Genomic DNA, 16,424 nt, shown 5'->3' with positions numbered 1-16,424 from the left:
GCCCAATGTCTCTTCGGAGACGCATAGAATAAGGAAGACCCTCATGGAGCGTATCACCATCGACATCGTCTCGGATGTCGTCTGCCCCTGGTGCTATCTCGGCAAGGCACGGCTGGAACTTGCCATCGCCGAAGTGCAGGACGAAATCGGCGTCGACATCAACTGGCGACCATACCGACTCAATCCCGACTATCCCAAGGAAGGCGTCGACCAGAAGAAGGCACTGGCTGAGAAGCTCGGGGGCGAGGAGCGTGTGGCGCAGGCGCACAAGATGCTCACCGATTTAGGCCGTGAGGTCGGCATCGCCTTCGATTTCGAGGCGATCAAGATCGGCCCGAACACGCTCGACGCCCACCGGCTGATCCACTGGGCGATGATCGAAGGCCGTGAGAAGCAGGACAAGGTGGTTACGGCGCTGTTCAAGGCGAATTTCGAGGCAGGCCGTAATGTCGGCGACCACGCGGTGCTGCTCGATATCGCCGAGAAAGCCGGGCTCAATCGCTCGGTCATCGCCTCGTTGTTGGCTTCCGAAGCAGACAGCAACCTCATCGTTGCCGAAATCACCGCGGCACAGGAGATGGGCGTCAACGGCGTGCCCTTCTTCATCTTCGATCAGCAGTATGCCGTCAGCGGCGCCCAGACACCCGCCTTGCTCGCGAATGCATTGCGCGATATCGCCAAGGCGAAGGCCGAGGCGCGATCGGGGCTCAACTGACGCTGCCGGTCATGCGGATCGAGATCGAGGAGGCGCGGCAAAGCTGGGTCGAGGATTTCACGACCCTCAAATCCGCAATCATGGGAGCAGCACCCGCCGGGGCATATGTGCATCACATCGGCTCGACCGCCGTTCCCGGACTTCCCGCCAAGAATATCATCGATATTCAGCTGACGGTGAACGATCTCGCTGACGTAGATGCCGACGCCTTCAAAGAGGCGGGCTTCGAGCACAGACCGATCGTCATCGATCACTGCCCTCCGGGACTTGATCTGGCCGAAGGCGAACTGCGCAAGGCCTTCTATCGCAGCAAGGGGCGCCCGGCGAACCTGCACATCCGCGAAAAAGGCCGTTTCAATCAGCGATATTCTCTTCTTTGCCGCGACTTCCTGCGCGCCCATCCGATGGCGGCAAGCGCCTACGCTCTGATCAAGCAGCGGCTCGCCCAACGTTTTCCCGACGACGTCGATTTTTACTACGACATCAAGGACCCGGTGTTCGACATCATCATGGACGGCGCCAATGACTGGGCAAAGCTGATCGGCTGGTCCGAACCCCCAGGCGACTGAAGCCGCCAGATCACGCTTCGCGCAATTTTGCGGCGGCTCAGCCCAGAACCGGTACGCAGCGCACCTCAGTCTTCACCGAATTGGCGATGAAACATTCGTCGTGGGCGCGATGATGCAGGCCTTCCAGCTCGCTGAGGGAAGGCTGCTTTTCGCCGCTGAAGACGACATGCGGCTTTAGCGTCACCACGGTCATGGCAAGCCGGCCTTCGCCATTCTTCTCCATGACGCCCTCGGCGGCATCGGTGTAGCTGTCGACGCAAAAGCCTTGCTTGGCGGCAATCGACAGGAACCAGAGCATGTGGCAGCTGGAGAGCGAGGCGACGAAAGCCTCCTCCGGATCGACCGCATCCTCGGCGGAATAGGGCAGCGGAACGACATGCGAGGATGAGGACGCCCTCACCTCAATGCCGCCGGCGAAGGTCCAGCGGTGGGCACGGCTGTAGCGGTTGTCGGTGAAGATCGCGCCGCTCCGCTCCCAGGCGACCGTTGCGCCGTATTTCGCCATGTCTGTTCCTCCGTTTATTTCGCGAGTTCCGCCAGTTGCGTCATGATGACAGCCGCACCCTGCAGGCGTTTTTCCGGTGTCGGCAGGTCGCGGGTCAGGAACAGGCTGTGATCGCGACGGATCTTCGCCATCGTGCCCTGCTTGCCGATATAGCCGACGAGGTTTGCCGGATTGGGGAATTCCTTGTTGCGGAACTGCACGACGACGCCCTTCGGGCCAGCATCGAGTTTTTCGACGTTAGCGGTGCGGCAGAGCGACTTGATGTAGACGATCTTCAACAGATGCTGGACTTCGATCGGCATCGGCCCGAAGCGGTCGATCATCTCGGCGCCGAAGCCGTCGATCTCCTTCAGTTCCGTGATTTCGCCGAGACGACGGTAAAGCGCCATGCGCAGATGCAGGTCGGGCACGTAATCCTCGGGGATCATCACCGTCGTGCCGACGGAGATTTGCGGCGACCAGCCGGTGTCGTGAATCTCGTCGACACCCTTGACCTCGGCGACCGCCTCTTCCAACATCTGCTGATAGAGCTCGAAGCCGACCTCCTTGATATGGCCGGACTGTTCCTCGCCGAGCAGATTGCCGGCGCCGCGGATGTCGAGATCGTGGCTTGCCAGCTGGAAGCCGGCTCCGAGTGTGTCGAGCGACTGCAGCACCTTCAGCCGGCGTTCGGCCGTCGCCGTTAGCACCTTGTTGACAGGCAGGGTGAAGAGCGCGAAGGCGCGCACCTTGGAGCGGCCGACGCGGCCGCGCAGCTGATAGAGTTGGGCAAGGCCGAACATATCGGCGCGGTGGACGATCAGCGTGTTAGCCGTCGGCACATCGAGACCGGATTCGACGATGGTTGTGGACAACAGCACGTCGTAGCGGCCTTCATAGAAGGCGTTCATGATGTCTTCGAGTTCGCCGGCCGGCATCTGGCCATGAGCGACGGCGACCTTCAGCTCCGGCACATCCGACTGCAAGAAGGCATGCACGTCCGCGAGATCGGCAAGCCGCGGGCAGACATAGAAGCTCTGGCCGCCGCGATAGTGCTCGCGCATCAGTGTCTCGCGGATGACCAGGCTGTCGAAGGGCGAGATGAAGGTTCGCACCGCCATGCGATCGACCGGCGGCGTGGTGATCAGCGACAGTTCGCGCACTCCGGTCATGGCGAGCTGCAGCGTGCGCGGGATCGGCGTCGCCGAGAGCGTCAGCACGTGCACGTCGCTCTTCAGCTCCTTCAGCCGCTCCTTGTGCTTGACGCCGAAATGCTGTTCCTCGTCGATGATCAGCAGACCGAGATTGGCGAATTTGATGCCGGCGCCGAGCAGCGCATGCGTGCCGACGACGATATCGGTCTTGCCGTCCGCCACTTCCTTTTTGGTCAGCGCCAACTCCTTCGACCCAACGAGGCGCGAGGCCTGCTGGACGCGCACCGGCAGACCACGGAAACGCTCGGAAAAGGTCTTGAAATGCTGGCGGGCGAGCAAGGTCGTTGGCACGACGACGGCGATCTGGACGCCGTTCATTGCTGCAACGAAAGCGGCGCGCAGCGCCACTTCCGTCTTGCCGAAGCCGACGTCCCCGCAGACGAGACGATCCATCGGCCGGCCGGCGCCGAGATCGGAGCGCACAGCGTCAATGGCATTGTCCTGGTCCTCGGTCTCGTCATAGGGGAAGCGGGCAGCAAACTCGTCGTAAAGGCCGTCCGGCGCCGTCAGCATCGGCGCATGGCGCGTCAGCCGCTCGGCAGCAATGCGGATCAGCGCATCGGCCATGTCGAGCAGGCGCCGTTTGAGCTTGGCCTTGCGCATCTGCCAGGCGCCGCCGCCGAGCTTGTCGAGCTGGGCATCGGTGCCCTCGCCGCCGTAGCGCGAGAGAAGATCGATGTTTTCGACCGGCAGGAAGAGCTTGGCCTCGTCGGCATATTGCAGTTCGAGGCAGGCATGCGGGGCGCCCGCAGCCTCGATGGTCCTCAGCCCGATGAAGCGTCCGATGCCGTGTTCGGCATGAACGACGATCGAGCCCTCGTCGAGGCCGGCGACCTCCGAGATGAAATCGGCGGCGCGCTTGCGGCGCTTGGAGCGGCGCACCATACGGTCGCCGAGGATGTCCTGCTCGCCGATGACGACGAGCTCGCCCGCCTCGAAGCCGGATTCGAGATTGAGCACCGCAGCAGCGGCCTCGCCTTTCGCCAGCGAGCCGAGATCCTTCAGCGCCTCGACGGGCTTGACCTTTTCCAGGCCATGTTCGTTCAGCACCTGCAGCAGGCGTTCGAGTGAGCCTTCGGTCCAGGCGGTGACGAGCACTTTTGCGCCGGCGGCACGCCGGTCGGCGATGTGCTTGACGACGACATCGAAGATGTTGATGCGCTCGGCATCGCCGCCGCCCTCTGCATTCGAGCGGGCCCAGCGCTGACCCTGGCGGGCGTCGACATTGACGACCCGCCTCGCCTCACCTTCGATTTCATTGAAGGGACTGATGCGGATGGCGCCGAGCGCTTCGAGCGTTTTGGCGAAGAGCTTGCTGTCGAGATAAAGCTGGCCTGGCGTCACCGGCTTGTAGGGCGTGCCCTGCGCCATCTGGCCCTTGGCCGACTGGCCGGAATTCAGGCGGGCATCGAAATAATCGAGAACGAGCTTGGAGCGCTCTTCCGCCGCTTCGCGCACCGTGTGATCGGTGACGATCCGGAAACCGCTCAGATAATCGAAGACGGTATCGAGCTTCTCGTAGAAGAGCGGCAGCCAATGCTCCATGCCGGGGTAACGCCGGCCTTCGGAAACGGCGAGATAGAGCGCGTCGTCGCGCGTCGTTGCGCCGAAAGCCGAAAGGTAGTTCTTCCGGAAGCGGCTTATGTTATCGGGGGTCAGCGTCACCTCGCTCATCGGATTGAGATCGAGGGAGCGCACCTGGCCGGTGGTGCGCTGGCTGGCGGGATCGAAGCTGCGGATCGATTCCAGCGTGTCACCGAAGAAATCGAGGCGAACCGGCTCTTCCGAACCCGGCACGAAGACGTCGAGAATGCCCCCGCGCACGGCATATTCGCCGACTTCGCGAACGGTCGCAACGCGGTCGAAGCCGTTGCGCTCCAGGCGCCCGGCGAGATCGTCCATGCGCAGCTGGTTGCCGGGGCGTGCCGAAAAGCTCAGGCTTTCGATGACGTCATGCGGCGCCACCTTCTGCAGCATGGCATTGGCGGTGACCAGCACGATCGCGGCGTGCGGTTTCTTGCGGTGGGCGATCAGTCCACCCAACGCCGCAAGCCGGCGGGCCGATGTATCGGCGCTCGGCGAGACGCGGTCGTAGGGAAGACAGTCCCAGGCCGGCAGGGTGAGAACCGGAATGTCGGGGGCGACGAAGCCGAGCATCTGTTCCAGATCGGCCATGCGATGGCCGTCGGACATGACATAGGCGACCGGCTCTCCCGTTCGGGCGAGTTCGGCAAGCAGCAGCGGTTCGAGGCCGGCAGGCACATTGCCGATCGTCAGCGGCTCGGCAATAGCCGCAAGCTTCTTCGCATCGAAACCAGGGATCATTCCGGCGTCCTGAGGGGCTTGTCGAAATCGGGCTTGTAGGCGGCGATGCGGGCAAACATCGGTGTCTGGAAACGCTCGGGCACCGGCCAGGTTCCCATGACCCAGCGGACGAGATCATTGTCCTCTTCCGCCATGATCGTCTCGAGCTCGTCGAGTTCGGCTTCCGAAAGCGTCGCGAGCTCGGCTTCGGCGAATTGACCGAAAACCAGATCCATCTCGCGGATGCCGCGGTGCCAGCAGCGGAAAAGGATCCGGCGGCGGCGCGGGTCGAGACCGGCACTCGTGAGCGTGACACCTGTCATGGCATTACCTTCCTGTTGATGCGCCTCTATAGCCCCTCGAAAGCGGCTTGTCAGCCTTGCCAAGGCCGCATTGTTCATCGCATTTTGGCCGCATGCGCCCCGCCATTCTCGATCCGCTGTTTTCTCCCGTTTCGGGCCTTCCGGGCGTCGGCCCGAAGATCGCTGAATTGCTCGTCAAGCTGCTCGGACGCGAGACGACGGAGGATTGCCGGGTCATCGACCTCTTGTTCCACGCGCCGTTCTCGCTGATCGACCGGCGCAACCAGCCGGGAATAGCCCTGGCACCACAGGGCGCGATCGTGACGATCACCGCACGCGTCGACCGCCATCAGGTGCCGCCGCGCGGCAAAAGCAATGTTCCCTACCGCGTCTTCCTGCATGACGAGACCGGCGAGTTGACGCTGGTGTTCTTCCGTGGGCAGGCGGCATGGCTGGAAAAGCAACTGCCTGTAGACGCCGAGGTGACGGTCAGCGGCAAGGTCGACTGGTTCAACGGCCGCGCCTCGATGGTTCATCCCGACTATATCGTCAGGGCCGAGGAGGCGGAGAGCCTTCCGCTCGTCGAGCCGATCTATCCGCTGACGGCGGGGCTCTCCCCGAAAACGCTGCGCAAGATCATCGACGCCGCCCTGCCACGCTTTCCCGAACTGCCGGAATGGATCGACTCCGCGCTGACGCAGCGACAGGGCCTTCCGTCGATCCGCGACGGTTTTCATATGCTGCACGAGCCGCGCGATCTCGCCGATATCGACCCGCAAGCCCCTGCCCGCCGGCGGCTCGCCTATGACGAATTTCTGGCCGGTCAGCTGTCGCTCAGCCTGGTGCGCCAGAGGCTGCGCAAAGTGGCGGGTCAGCCGGTACATGCGACCGGCTCCGTCAGCAGCATGATCCTGAAGACGGTGCCCTTCTCGCTCACGTCAAGCCAAAACGAGGCGATCGCCGACATTCTGAAAGACATGGCCGGAGCCGAGCGGATGCTGCGGCTGCTGCAGGGCGATGTCGGCTCCGGCAAGACTCTGGTGGCGCTGATGGCGATGGCGGCGGTGATCGAGAGCGGTGGCCAGGCTGTGCTGATGGCGCCGACCGAAATCCTCGCCCGTCAGCACCACGCGACGATCTCGAAATTCGCCGCCTCCGCCGGGCTCGGCATCGAGGTGCTGACAGGGCGCACCAAGGGACGCGAGCGTGAGGAAATCCTCGAGCGCATCGCCTCCGGCGCCGCACAGATCATCATCGGCACACATGCGCTGTTCCAGGAGAGCGTCAGCTACGCCAATCTGATGCTTGCCGTCGTCGACGAGCAGCACCGTTTCGGCGTGCACCAGCGCCTGCGGCTGACCGCCAAAGGCATCTCGCCGCATATGCTCGTCATGACGGCGACGCCGATCCCCCGGACCCTGGTGCTGGCCGCCTTCGGCGATATGGATGTTTCCAAGCTGACCGAGAAACCGGCCGGCCGGAAGCCCATCCAGACGATCACCGTGCCGATGGAACGGACCGCCGAGATCGTCGGGCGGCTGCAGAGCGCGATCGCCGAGGGCAGGAAAGCCTACTGGATCTGCCCGTTGGTCGAAGAATCCGAGGAGCTCGACCTGATGTCGGCCGAAGAGCGGCATGCGACGCTCGTCTCCGCGCTCGGCCCGGATATCGGCCTGATCCACGGTCGCATGAACGGCGCGGAAAAGGATGCGGCAATGATGGCCTTCAAGAACGGCGAGACCCGACTTCTGGTCGCCACGACTGTCGTCGAAGTGGGCGTCGACGTGCCGGATGCGACAATCATGGTGATTGAACACGCCGAACGCTTCGGTCTGGCGCAGCTGCATCAGCTGCGCGGCCGTGTCGGGCGCGGCGACGAGGCCTCGACCTGCATCCTGCTCTACAAGGGACCGCTCGGCGAGACCGGTCACGCGAGGCTTTCGATCATGCGGGAGACGGAGGATGGTTTCCGAATCGCCGAGGAAGATCTGAAGCTGCGCGGCGAAGGCGAGTTGCTCGGCACGCGGCAATCCGGCACGCCGGGGTTCCGCATCGCCAGCCTCGAGGCGCATGCCGATCTGCTCGAGATCGCCCGCAAGGACGCTGCCTATCTGATCGAGCGCGATCCGGAATTGACCAGCGAAAGAGGACAGGCGGTCCGCACTCTGCTCTATCTCTTCCGCCGCGACGAGGCGATCCGCTTCCTGAGAGCAGGTTAGTCTGCTTTTGAAACCGCCACCGGCTTCGGCCGCGGCAGATGTTTCTGCTTCGGCTCGGACGGTTTATGCTCCGGAGCGACGAGACCGCCCGAAATCAAGAACTTGGCGGCGTCTTCCGGGCTCATGTCGAGCATGACAATCTTTTCGCGCGGCACGAAAATGAGAAAGCCGGCTGTCGGCACGGGCGTCGGCGGCAGGAAGACGGCGACCATGTCCTGACCCATGGCATTGAACTTCGAGGCAATCTCGCCCTTGGCGTCGGTGGCAACGAAGACCAGCGCCCACAGGCCGGGACCGGGATATTCGATCAGACCGACCTTCTTGAAGGAATTCGACTGCTCCTTCAGCACGGTTTCGAAAATCTGCTTCACGCTTCTGTAAATCGTGCGCACCAGCGGCATACGCTGGACGACCGATTCGCCGAAACGGACGATGCTCTGGCCGATGAGGTTCTTGCCGAGGAAGCCGACGACGGTGATCAGGACGACAGCAATCAGCAGGCCGAAACCGGGGATGGCAAAATTGAGATAGCTTTCCGGGTTCCAGCGCGCCGGAATATAGGGCCTGACCCAGCTGTCCGACCAGTGGATGAAGGTCCAGGTCAGCCAGATGGTAATCGCGATCGGCGCGCAGATGATCAGACCTGCGAGAAAATTGTTTCTCAGCCGGGTCGCGACCGGCATTCTGGGGGCGTTGTCGGCCATCGCTTCCTGATGAACTCCATCTCAGTCGTGGACAGGCCGGAACGCCGGCCCTTCCCCCTTGTCCGCATACCAAAATTGCCAGAATTCGATCCGCCGCACAATACGTTTCGGCGCGGAGACCCGGCTCCCGCAGGCTTATTCCACGGTCACGGATTTCGCCAGGTTGCGCGGCTGATCGACGTCGGTGCCCATGAAAACGGCAGTGTGATAGGCGAGCAGCTGGATCGGCGGCGAAAAGATCATCGGCGCGATGATTTCGTCGACCACCGGCAGGACGATCGTCGCCATGGTCGGCAGTTTCGAGGCCGCAGCACCCGCTTCATCGGTGATGAAAATGATGCGGCCGCCGCGGGCTGCGACCTCCTGCATGTTCGAGACCGTCTTTTCGAAGAAGCGGTCGTAAGGGGCGATGACGATGACTGGCATGTTCTCGTCGATCAGCGCGATCGGCCCGTGCTTCAATTCACCAGCAGCATATCCTTCGGCGTGGATATAGGAAATTTCCTTGAGCTTCAGCGCGCCTTCCATGGCGAGCGGAAAGCTGGTGCCGCGGCCGAGATAGAGCACGTCCTTGCACTTCGACAATTCGCGCGACAGGCTTTCCATCTGCGGCTGAATGAGGTTCAGCACCCGGCTCATGATCCGCGGCATTTCGGCGAGATGGCGCACCAGCGCCCTCTCCTCTTCTGCGCCGACTGTGCCGCGCGCCTTGCCGGCGCCAATTGCCAGCGACGCCAAGACGGCAAGCTGACAGGTAAAGGCTTTCGTCGAGGCAACGCCAATCTCGGGACCGGCCATGATCGGGAAGACGGCATCGGATTCACGGGCAATCGTCGATTCGCGGACATTGACGACGGCGCCGATCTTCAACCCGTTGTCGCGGCAGTAGCGAAGGGACGCCAGCGTATCGGCGGTTTCGCCGGATTGGGAGATGAAGAGTGCGGCCTGCGAGGGCGACAGCGGCATTTCGCGGTAGCGGAATTCGGAGGCGACGTCGATTTCAACAGGCAGGCGGGCATAACGCTCGAACCAGTACTTGCCGACGAGGCCGGCGAGATAGGCAGTGCCGCAGGCTGAGATCGCAAGGCCGCTTACTGCCTTGAAATCGATCGCGGCGGCATTGGCGCCGATCGTGTTTTCCGCGAAATCGACATAATGGCTGAGCGCATGGGAGATGACCTCCGGCTGCTCGTAAATTTCCTTTTCCATGAAATGGCGATGGTTGCCCTTGTCGACGACATAGGCGGTCGCCTGCGAGATCTGACGGGCGCGCTTGACCGGCTTGCCGGCAAAATCGAGCACGGACACACCGTCCCGGGTGATGACTGCGCAATCGCCGTCGACCAGGTAGGTGATTTCGTTGGTGAAGGGCGACAGCGCAATCGCATCCGAGCCGAGGAACATCTCGCCGCGGCCATAACCGACGGCAAGCGGCGGTCCGGAACGGGCAGCCATGATCGTGCCGGGATCTGCCTTGAGCATGACGGCAAGCGCATAGGCGCCCGTCACACGGTTCAGCATCTTGAGCATGGCGACGCGCGGCTCCATGCCCTCACGCAGGTATTTCGCCATCAGCTGGGCGACGACTTCGGTATCTGTCTGGGTTTCGAAGATCGCACCCTCCCCAGTCAGTTCGTCGCGAAGCTCGGAGAAATTCTCGATAATTCCGTTATGGACGACCGCCACGCCTTCGACGAAATGCGGATGAGCGTTGGTCTCATTGGGTACCCCGTGCGTTGCCCAGCGCGTATGGGCGATGCCGACGGTGCCGGGCAACGGTTCGACGTCGAGACGCTTTTCCAGGTTGAAAAGCTTTCCCTCGGCGCGGCGGCGATCCATCGTGCCCTCATGGATGGTGGCGACGCCGGCGGAATCATAACCGCGATATTCTAGACGCTTCAGCGCATCCACCAAGCGCTCGGCAACAGGCTGATTTCCGACGATCCCGACAATGCCGCACATGCAATATCCCCATAAAAGGCTTCGATAACGAGGCCAGTCCTAACGATTCCTGCTTATTTCTCAATGGCCTCGGCGGTCACTTTCAATTTCCGCCGGTTACGGAGGGCAGCCTCAGCCCTTCGCCTTCTTTGCCGCCTTGATGGCGAGCGCACGCTCGCGCAGCAGCGTCGCGCGACCCGGCTTGATCTCCTGGCGGGCGCGGCCGAGCGCCAGAGCATCGGCCGGCACATTGGCTGTTATGACGCTGCCGGAGGCGATGTAGGCGCCGTCGCCGATCGTCACCGGCGCGACCAGCGAGGAGTTGGAACCAACGAAGGCGTTTTCGCCGATCACCGTCTCGCTCTTGTTGACACCGTCATAATTGCAGGTGATCGTGCCCGCACCGATATTGCTGCCGGCGCCGACGACGGCATCGCCGATATAGGTGAGATGGTTGACCTTGGCGCCATCGCCGATCCGGCCGTTCTTGACCTCGCAGAAATTGCCGACCTTCGAACCATAGGCGAGATCCGCACCCGGCCGCAACCGCGCGAAGGGACCGACGGTCGCGCCTTCGCTAACATGGGCGCCCTCGATGTGCGAGAAGGCATGAATGACGGCACCACTGTCGATCACCGCGCCGGGGCCGAAGACGACGTTGGGCTCGATCAGAGCATCCTGGCCAATGATGGTGTCGTAGGAGAGAAATACCGTTTCCGGCGCGATCATCGTAACGCCGGATAGCATCATCTCGCGGCGGCGACGCTCCTGCCAGAAGCGTTCGATGACGGCGAGTTCGGCGCGGTTGTTGCAGCCGGTCATCTCGATCTCGGGGGCATCGACGGCGGTGACGCGGCCGCCGAGCGAGCGGGCGATCTCGACGAGATCAGTGAGATAGAATTCGCCCTTGGCATTGGCATTGCCTATGCGCGAGAGGAGATCGAGCGCCTTGCGGCCGTTGATCGCCATCAGTCCGCTGTTGCACCAGGTGACGCTACGCTCGGCATCGGTGGCGTCCTTCTCCTCGCGGATGGCGATGAGTTCGCCGTCCTTGACAAGCAGCCGGCCGTAACCGGTCGGGCGGTCGGTGTGAAAGCCGATGACCACCACATCGCTGCCCTCGGCGAGACCCCGGCGGGCGGCTTTCAGCGGTCCGTCGGTCTGGAGCGGCACGTCGCCATAAGTGACGAGAATATCGTCATAGCCTCTGGCGATCGCCTCGCGCGCCGCCAGCACGGCATGGCCGGTGCCGAGGCGCTGCTCCTGCAGGTAGGCTTCGACGCCGACGCCGTCGATCGTTGCGGCCTTCGCCACCTTCTCGGCATCGCGGCCGACGACAAGGGCGACGGAGGAGATGCCGGCGGAGGCGACCGCATCGACGACGTGGGCGATCATCGGCCGGCCGGCGACCGAATGCAGCACTTTCGATTTCGAGGATTTCATCCGCGTGCTGTCACCGGCGGCAAGGATGACGGCAAGACAAGTACGTTCCATGATCTGCTCCGCGAATCCGCACGATGAGGCGGCTTTTCTGCCTCATACTGCATAATCCTTGAAATCGGAAATCCATTTCAGGATGAACTTGGGCAGCAGTTGAAGGCGCTACGACGCCGTTTGCCTGGCTGAAAAACACGACAGCGGCGGAGTTGGAAAAGCCTGCACTGGGGTCAGATTGCCGGCGAAATCGGCCCCAAGACAACCGGAGAGCCGTGGGCCGCGAAGGCCTCGTGCACGTGATCACGGCCGTCCAGGATGACGACTTCCATCGCGCGCCGCGCGGCGGCGCTGTCGCCCGAAACGATGGCATCGACGATGCGCATATGGGTGTCGGCGATATTGGCGAACCCATTTTCGGAGGGAGGCGTGCTGATACGGAACATGCCGACCAGGGCTGCTTCGATCAGGCTGCCGAGGGTGCGCATGAAAGGATTGTGCGAGGCTTCGGCGAGCGCCAGGTGGAAGCGCAGGTCGGCGAGCGCCAGGCTGTCGGCCGTATGGCCGCTCGCCGCCATCTCCTGCGCCAGCGCCCGCAGCGTCTCGATTTCCTCGGCATTGGCGCGCTCGGCAACGAGACCGGCGGCGAAGGGTTCGACGGCGAGGCGAATATCGTAGAGCTGCAGCAGGAACTCTTCCGTCACGCCATTGTCGAAGTGCCAGGCGATGATCTCGCTGTCGAACATGTTCCAGAGGTTCTTCTCGGTCACGCGTGTGCCGACCCGCGCCTTGGCGACGACCATGCCTTTAGCGGCGAGCGTCTTCATCGTTTCACGCAGGACGGTGCGCGATACCTTGAAGCGCTGCGCCAGTTCCGTATCGCCCGGCAGGATCGAGCCGACTGGATAGGTGCCGGCGACGATCGCCTTGCCGAGCTCGTCGACCACCTGCGCGTGGCTCGTGCGGGTTCGGCGCCCTGTCTTGCGTGTCTCGATCAATTTGTTGCGCAAGCGATCCACCCTCCCTCAGGCATACCTCTTGTTCAGACTGGAAAGGAACAGGATCGCCTTCTGCATCAGTATGAATGCAAACAGCAGCAGGCCAATCAGAATCTTCGTCCACCAGCTCGACAGCGTGCCGTCGAAGGTGATGTAGGTCTGAATGAGTCCCTGGATCAGAATACCGATCAAGGTGCCGGCCACGAATCCCGCTCCTCCGGTCAGCAGCGTCCCCCCAATCACCACCGCAGCGATGGCGTCGAGTTCGACGCCGACTGCAGCAAGAGAATATCCGGCAGAGGTGTACAGCGAAAAAACGATTCCGGATAGGCCGGCGAGAAAACCCGACAGCGCGTAGATCTGGATCGTCGTCCGGCCAACCGGCACCCCCATCAGCCGCGCCGTCTGCGGGCCGCCTCCGAGAGCATAAACATTGGTGCCGAAGCGGGTACGGTGGGCAATGAAGATGCCGGCGGCAAAGACCAGAAGCATGACGGCGCCGATCAGCGTCAGCCGTCCGCCACCGGGCAGCCGCCAATAGAGGCTCGTCAGCGTCGAATAATAGTCGTGGTTGATCGGAATGCTGTCGATCGACAGCACGAAGGCGATACCGCGCGCCAGAAACATGCCGGCAAGCGTGACGATGAAGGCCGGCATTTCGAGATAGTGGATGATCGCTCCCATGACGGCGCCGAAGGAAGTAGTGATGACGAGGACCAGCGCGAAGGCGAGCAGCGGATGGACCGAGGTGTTCTGCAGGATCACCGCAAGGAAGACCCCGGTGAAGGCGATGATCGAACCGATCGACAGATCGATGCCGCCGGAGATGATCACGAAGGTCATGCCGACGGCGGCAATACCGAGAAATGCGTTGTCCGTCAGAAGATTGCCGATGACACGCGTCGACAGCATGTTCGGATATTGCAGCGTGCAGCCGGCATAGGCGAGCACGAAGATTACGATGGTCGCAAGCAGCGGCAGGTATTTGGAGTTCATCTCGGCTACTCCTTTGCGCCCTGCCGGCGGCTGGCGAAGATTGCGAGCGATTGCACTGCCGGCGACTGGATAATGAGGATGACGATAATGATGACAGCCTTGATGATCAGGTTGAATTCAGGTGGGAAACCGGAGGACAGAATGCCGGTATTGACAGCCTGAATGATCATCGCGCCGATCAGCGAGCCGACGATGCTGAATCTTCCGCCGAGCAGCGAATTGCCGCCGACGACGACGGCGAGGATCGCATCAAGCTCCAGCCAGAGGCCGGCATTATTGGCATCTGCGCCCTTGATGTCGGCCGCGACGATGATGCCCGCAATTGAGGCGCAGAGCCCGCTCAGCATGTAGACGGCCATCAGCAATACCGGCGTTTGAATGCCGGAGAGCGTGCTGGCGCGGCGATTGATGCCGACAGCCTCGAGCAGCATGCCGAGCGCGGTGCGGCGAACGAGCAGGGTGACGAGCACACCGACAAGCAGCCAGATGACGACAGGCATCGGCAGCAGAGCCATGGAGCCGCTGCCGAAGAAGATCAGGCCGTCATCATTGAAGGTCAGGATGGCGCCTTCGGTGATCAGCTGGGCAATGCCGCGGCCGGCCACCATCAGCACCAAGGTGGCGATGATCGGCTGGATGTTCAGGACCGCCACCAGGAACCCGTTCCAGACACCGCAGCCAAGACCGATCGCCAGCGTCAGGAAGATTGTATAAGATACTGAATTTCCTGAGACAATCGAGGACGCAGCGACGGCACCGCAAATGGCGATGACGGCGCCGACGGACAGATCGATGCCCTTGGTGGCAATCACCAGCGTCATGCCGATCGCCAGCAGCGCCACCGGCGCGCCGCGATTGAGCACATCGATCAGGCTGCCGTAGAAGCGCCCATTCTGAACAACAACATTAAAAAACTGCGGTGACGTTATGAAATTCAACAGAAGAATCACAACGAGCGCAATCAGCTGCGGCGCCAGACGATAGGCCAGCGCATTGGAGGAGGACTTCATGCATCCTCCTTCTTGTGCTCGGCGGCCGCAATGGCATTGACGATCCCGGCAGCGGTGATGCGTTCGCCGCTGAGTTCGGCGATATGCTGCCGGTCGCGAAGCACGATAACACGTGAACTATAGGCGACAAGCTCTTCAAGTTCCGAGGAAATTACGATCAATGACATGCCTTCGGCGCAGAGTTGTTCGATGAGCCGGATGATCTCGGCGTGAGCGCCGACGTCGATGCCGCGGGTTGGCTCGTCGAGGATGAGAAACTTGGGATGGGTTGCCAGCCAGCGGGCAAGGATTGCCTTCTGCTGATTGCCGCCGGAGAGCAGCCGGATCGGCTTTTCGCGGTCCGTGGTGCGGATGTCGAGCGCCCTTATATAGCGGTCGGCAAGCGCATTCTGCTCGGCGCGTGACAGCGGCCGGGTCCAGCCGCGGCGAGCCTGCAGCGCCAGCGCGATGTTCTCCCGGATCGACAGGTCGCCGACGATGCCATCCGTCTTGCGGTCTTCGGGGCAGAAGCCGAAACCTTTCGCGATCGCGGCACGCGGGCTCGAAAGGGTGACGGGCTGGCCGTCGATCGTCGCACTGCCACTGTCGGCATGTTCGACGCCGAAGAGCAACTCGGCGGTTTCGGTACGCCCGGAGCCGAGCAACCCGGCCACGCCGACCACCTCGCCGGCCCGGACATCGAGATCGAAAGGCTTGACCTTACCGCGTTTGCCGTAGCCGGAAAACCGATAGCGGACCTCGCCCGCCGCGATGCTGCGTTCCCTGACCGTCTCTTCGGCCTGAGCGAGTTCCCGGCCGAGCATCATGGCGATCAGGCCCTGGCGCGGCAGATCGGCGGCGTCGCGGGTGCCGACGAGCTTGCCGTTGCGCAGCACGGTGATGCGATCGCTGATCGCATAGACCTGCTCGAGGAAATGGGTGATGAAGACGATGCCGAGGCCACGCTTTTTCAGGTCCTCGATGATGCGGAAGAGCAGCGCCACTTCCTGGTTGTCGAGGCTGGCCGTCGGTTCATCGAGGATCAGGACCTTGCCGGACAGATCGACGGCGCGGGCGATGGCGACCACCTGCTGGACGGCGACGGAAAAACGTCCGAGTTCGGCGGTGACGTCGATATCGATGCCGTAGCCGGCGAGCAGTTCGCGCGCTTTGCGGTTCATCACGCGGACATCGGTCATGCCGAAGCGCCGTGGCTGGCGTCCGAGAAAGAGGTTTTCGGCCACACTCAGATTGGCGAGGAGGTTGACTTCCTGATAGACGGTGCCGATGCCGAGCTTCTGGGCGGCGAGTGTATTGGCCGGATTGATTTCCTGGCCGTCGAGCATCAGGCTGCCGCCGTCGCGGTGGTAGGCTCCGGTGATGCACTTGATCAGCGTGGACTTTCCGGCACCATTTTCGCCGAGGAGCGCATGAACCTCACCACGGCGCAGCGTGAAATCCACCTTGTCCAGGGCGACGGCGCCGGGAAAAAACTTGGATATGGCCGAGGCTGCGAGAATATTCTCGATATTGTGAACCATGAGGGCTGCTGTTC

13 protein-coding genes are annotated in these 16,424 nt (G+C 62.4%); 3 read left to right on the top strand and 10 right to left on the bottom strand.

Annotation, left to right across the window (positions count from 1 at the left end; genetic code table 11):
* The first annotated feature begins 43 nt into the window (after positions 1-43).
* Complete coding sequence (locus J0663_RS19895) at positions 44-715, top strand: DsbA family oxidoreductase (RefSeq protein ID WP_207242084.1); 672 nt, start codon at positions 44-46, stop codon at positions 713-715.
* Between the two features lie 11 nt (positions 716-726).
* A complete protein-coding gene (locus J0663_RS19890; protein WP_207242083.1) occupies positions 727-1,284 on the top strand; it encodes a GrpB family protein in 558 nt (185 codons plus the stop codon).
* A 37-nt stretch (positions 1,285-1,321) separates the two neighbouring features.
* On the opposite strand, the gene J0663_RS19885 is transcribed toward J0663_RS19890, so the two are convergent.
* The 3 genes from J0663_RS19885 to J0663_RS19875 are packed head-to-tail and all read right to left on the bottom strand — an operon-like array spanning position 1,322 to position 5,609.
* The gene (locus J0663_RS19885) at positions 1,322-1,789 is read right to left on the bottom strand and encodes an OsmC family protein (protein ID WP_207242082.1); all 468 of its coding nucleotides are present in this window, start codon (positions 1,787-1,789) and stop codon (positions 1,322-1,324) included.
* 14 nt (positions 1,790-1,803) lie between these two features.
* A complete protein-coding gene (gene mfd, locus J0663_RS19880) occupies positions 1,804-5,307 on the bottom strand; it encodes a transcription-repair coupling factor (protein ID WP_207242081.1) in 3,504 nt (1,167 codons plus the stop codon).
* Positions 5,304-5,609: an FAD assembly factor SdhE gene (locus J0663_RS19875; protein ID WP_207242080.1), complete on the bottom strand. Its 306-nt coding sequence runs from the start codon at positions 5,607-5,609 to the stop codon at positions 5,304-5,306. The genes mfd and J0663_RS19875 overlap by 4 nt, the downstream gene beginning before the upstream one ends.
* Positions 5,610-5,701: 92 nt before the next feature.
* Between J0663_RS19875 and recG the strand changes: the two genes are divergently transcribed.
* Entirely contained in the window at positions 5,702-7,807 is a 2,106-nt protein-coding gene (recG, locus tag J0663_RS19870) for an ATP-dependent DNA helicase RecG (RefSeq protein ID WP_207242079.1), read from the top strand.
* Here recG and J0663_RS19865 read toward each other — a convergent pair.
* From J0663_RS19865 to ytfR, 7 genes are all read right to left on the bottom strand, one after another.
* Positions 7,804-8,511 (bottom strand): DUF502 domain-containing protein, encoded by a 708-nt coding sequence (locus J0663_RS19865; RefSeq protein ID WP_207242078.1) that lies wholly within the window; start codon positions 8,509-8,511, stop codon positions 7,804-7,806. The two genes, recG and J0663_RS19865, sit on opposite strands and share 4 nt — an antisense overlap.
* Before the next feature lie 135 nt (positions 8,512-8,646).
* The gene (glmS, locus tag J0663_RS19860) at positions 8,647-10,473 is read right to left on the bottom strand and encodes a glutamine--fructose-6-phosphate transaminase (isomerizing) (protein WP_207242077.1); all 1,827 of its coding nucleotides are present in this window, start codon (positions 10,471-10,473) and stop codon (positions 8,647-8,649) included.
* 111 nt (positions 10,474-10,584) lie between these two features.
* Positions 10,585-11,946 carry a bifunctional UDP-N-acetylglucosamine diphosphorylase/glucosamine-1-phosphate N-acetyltransferase GlmU gene (glmU, locus tag J0663_RS19855; RefSeq protein ID WP_207242076.1) on the bottom strand — a complete coding sequence of 454 codons (1,362 nt, stop codon included), beginning with the start codon at positions 11,944-11,946 and terminating at the stop codon, positions 10,585-10,587.
* A gap of 173 nt (positions 11,947-12,119) precedes the next feature.
* Positions 12,120-12,896 (bottom strand): FadR/GntR family transcriptional regulator, encoded by a 777-nt coding sequence (locus J0663_RS19850; protein ID WP_207242075.1) that lies wholly within the window; start codon positions 12,894-12,896, stop codon positions 12,120-12,122.
* 15 nt (positions 12,897-12,911) lie between these two features.
* On the bottom strand, positions 12,912-13,880 hold the full coding sequence (gene yjfF, locus J0663_RS19845) for a galactofuranose ABC transporter, permease protein YjfF (RefSeq protein ID WP_207242074.1): 969 nt from the start codon (positions 13,878-13,880) through the stop codon (positions 12,912-12,914).
* Between the two features lie 5 nt (positions 13,881-13,885).
* Complete coding sequence (locus J0663_RS19840; RefSeq protein WP_207242073.1) at positions 13,886-14,890, bottom strand: ABC transporter permease; 1,005 nt, start codon at positions 14,888-14,890, stop codon at positions 13,886-13,888.
* Positions 14,887-16,410, bottom strand: coding sequence for a galactofuranose ABC transporter, ATP-binding protein YtfR (ytfR, locus tag J0663_RS19835; RefSeq protein ID WP_207242072.1), 1,524 nt, complete (start codon positions 16,408-16,410; stop codon positions 14,887-14,889). The genes J0663_RS19840 and ytfR overlap by 4 nt, the downstream gene beginning before the upstream one ends.
* Positions 16,411-16,424: the final 14 nt, after the last annotated feature.

The organism is Rhizobium lentis, assembly GCF_017352135.1.
Lineage (GTDB): Bacteria > Pseudomonadota > Alphaproteobacteria > Rhizobiales > Rhizobiaceae > Rhizobium > Rhizobium lentis.
Note: the sequence above shows the minus strand (reverse complement) of the source record. Positions and strands in the feature narration are given on the sequence as shown.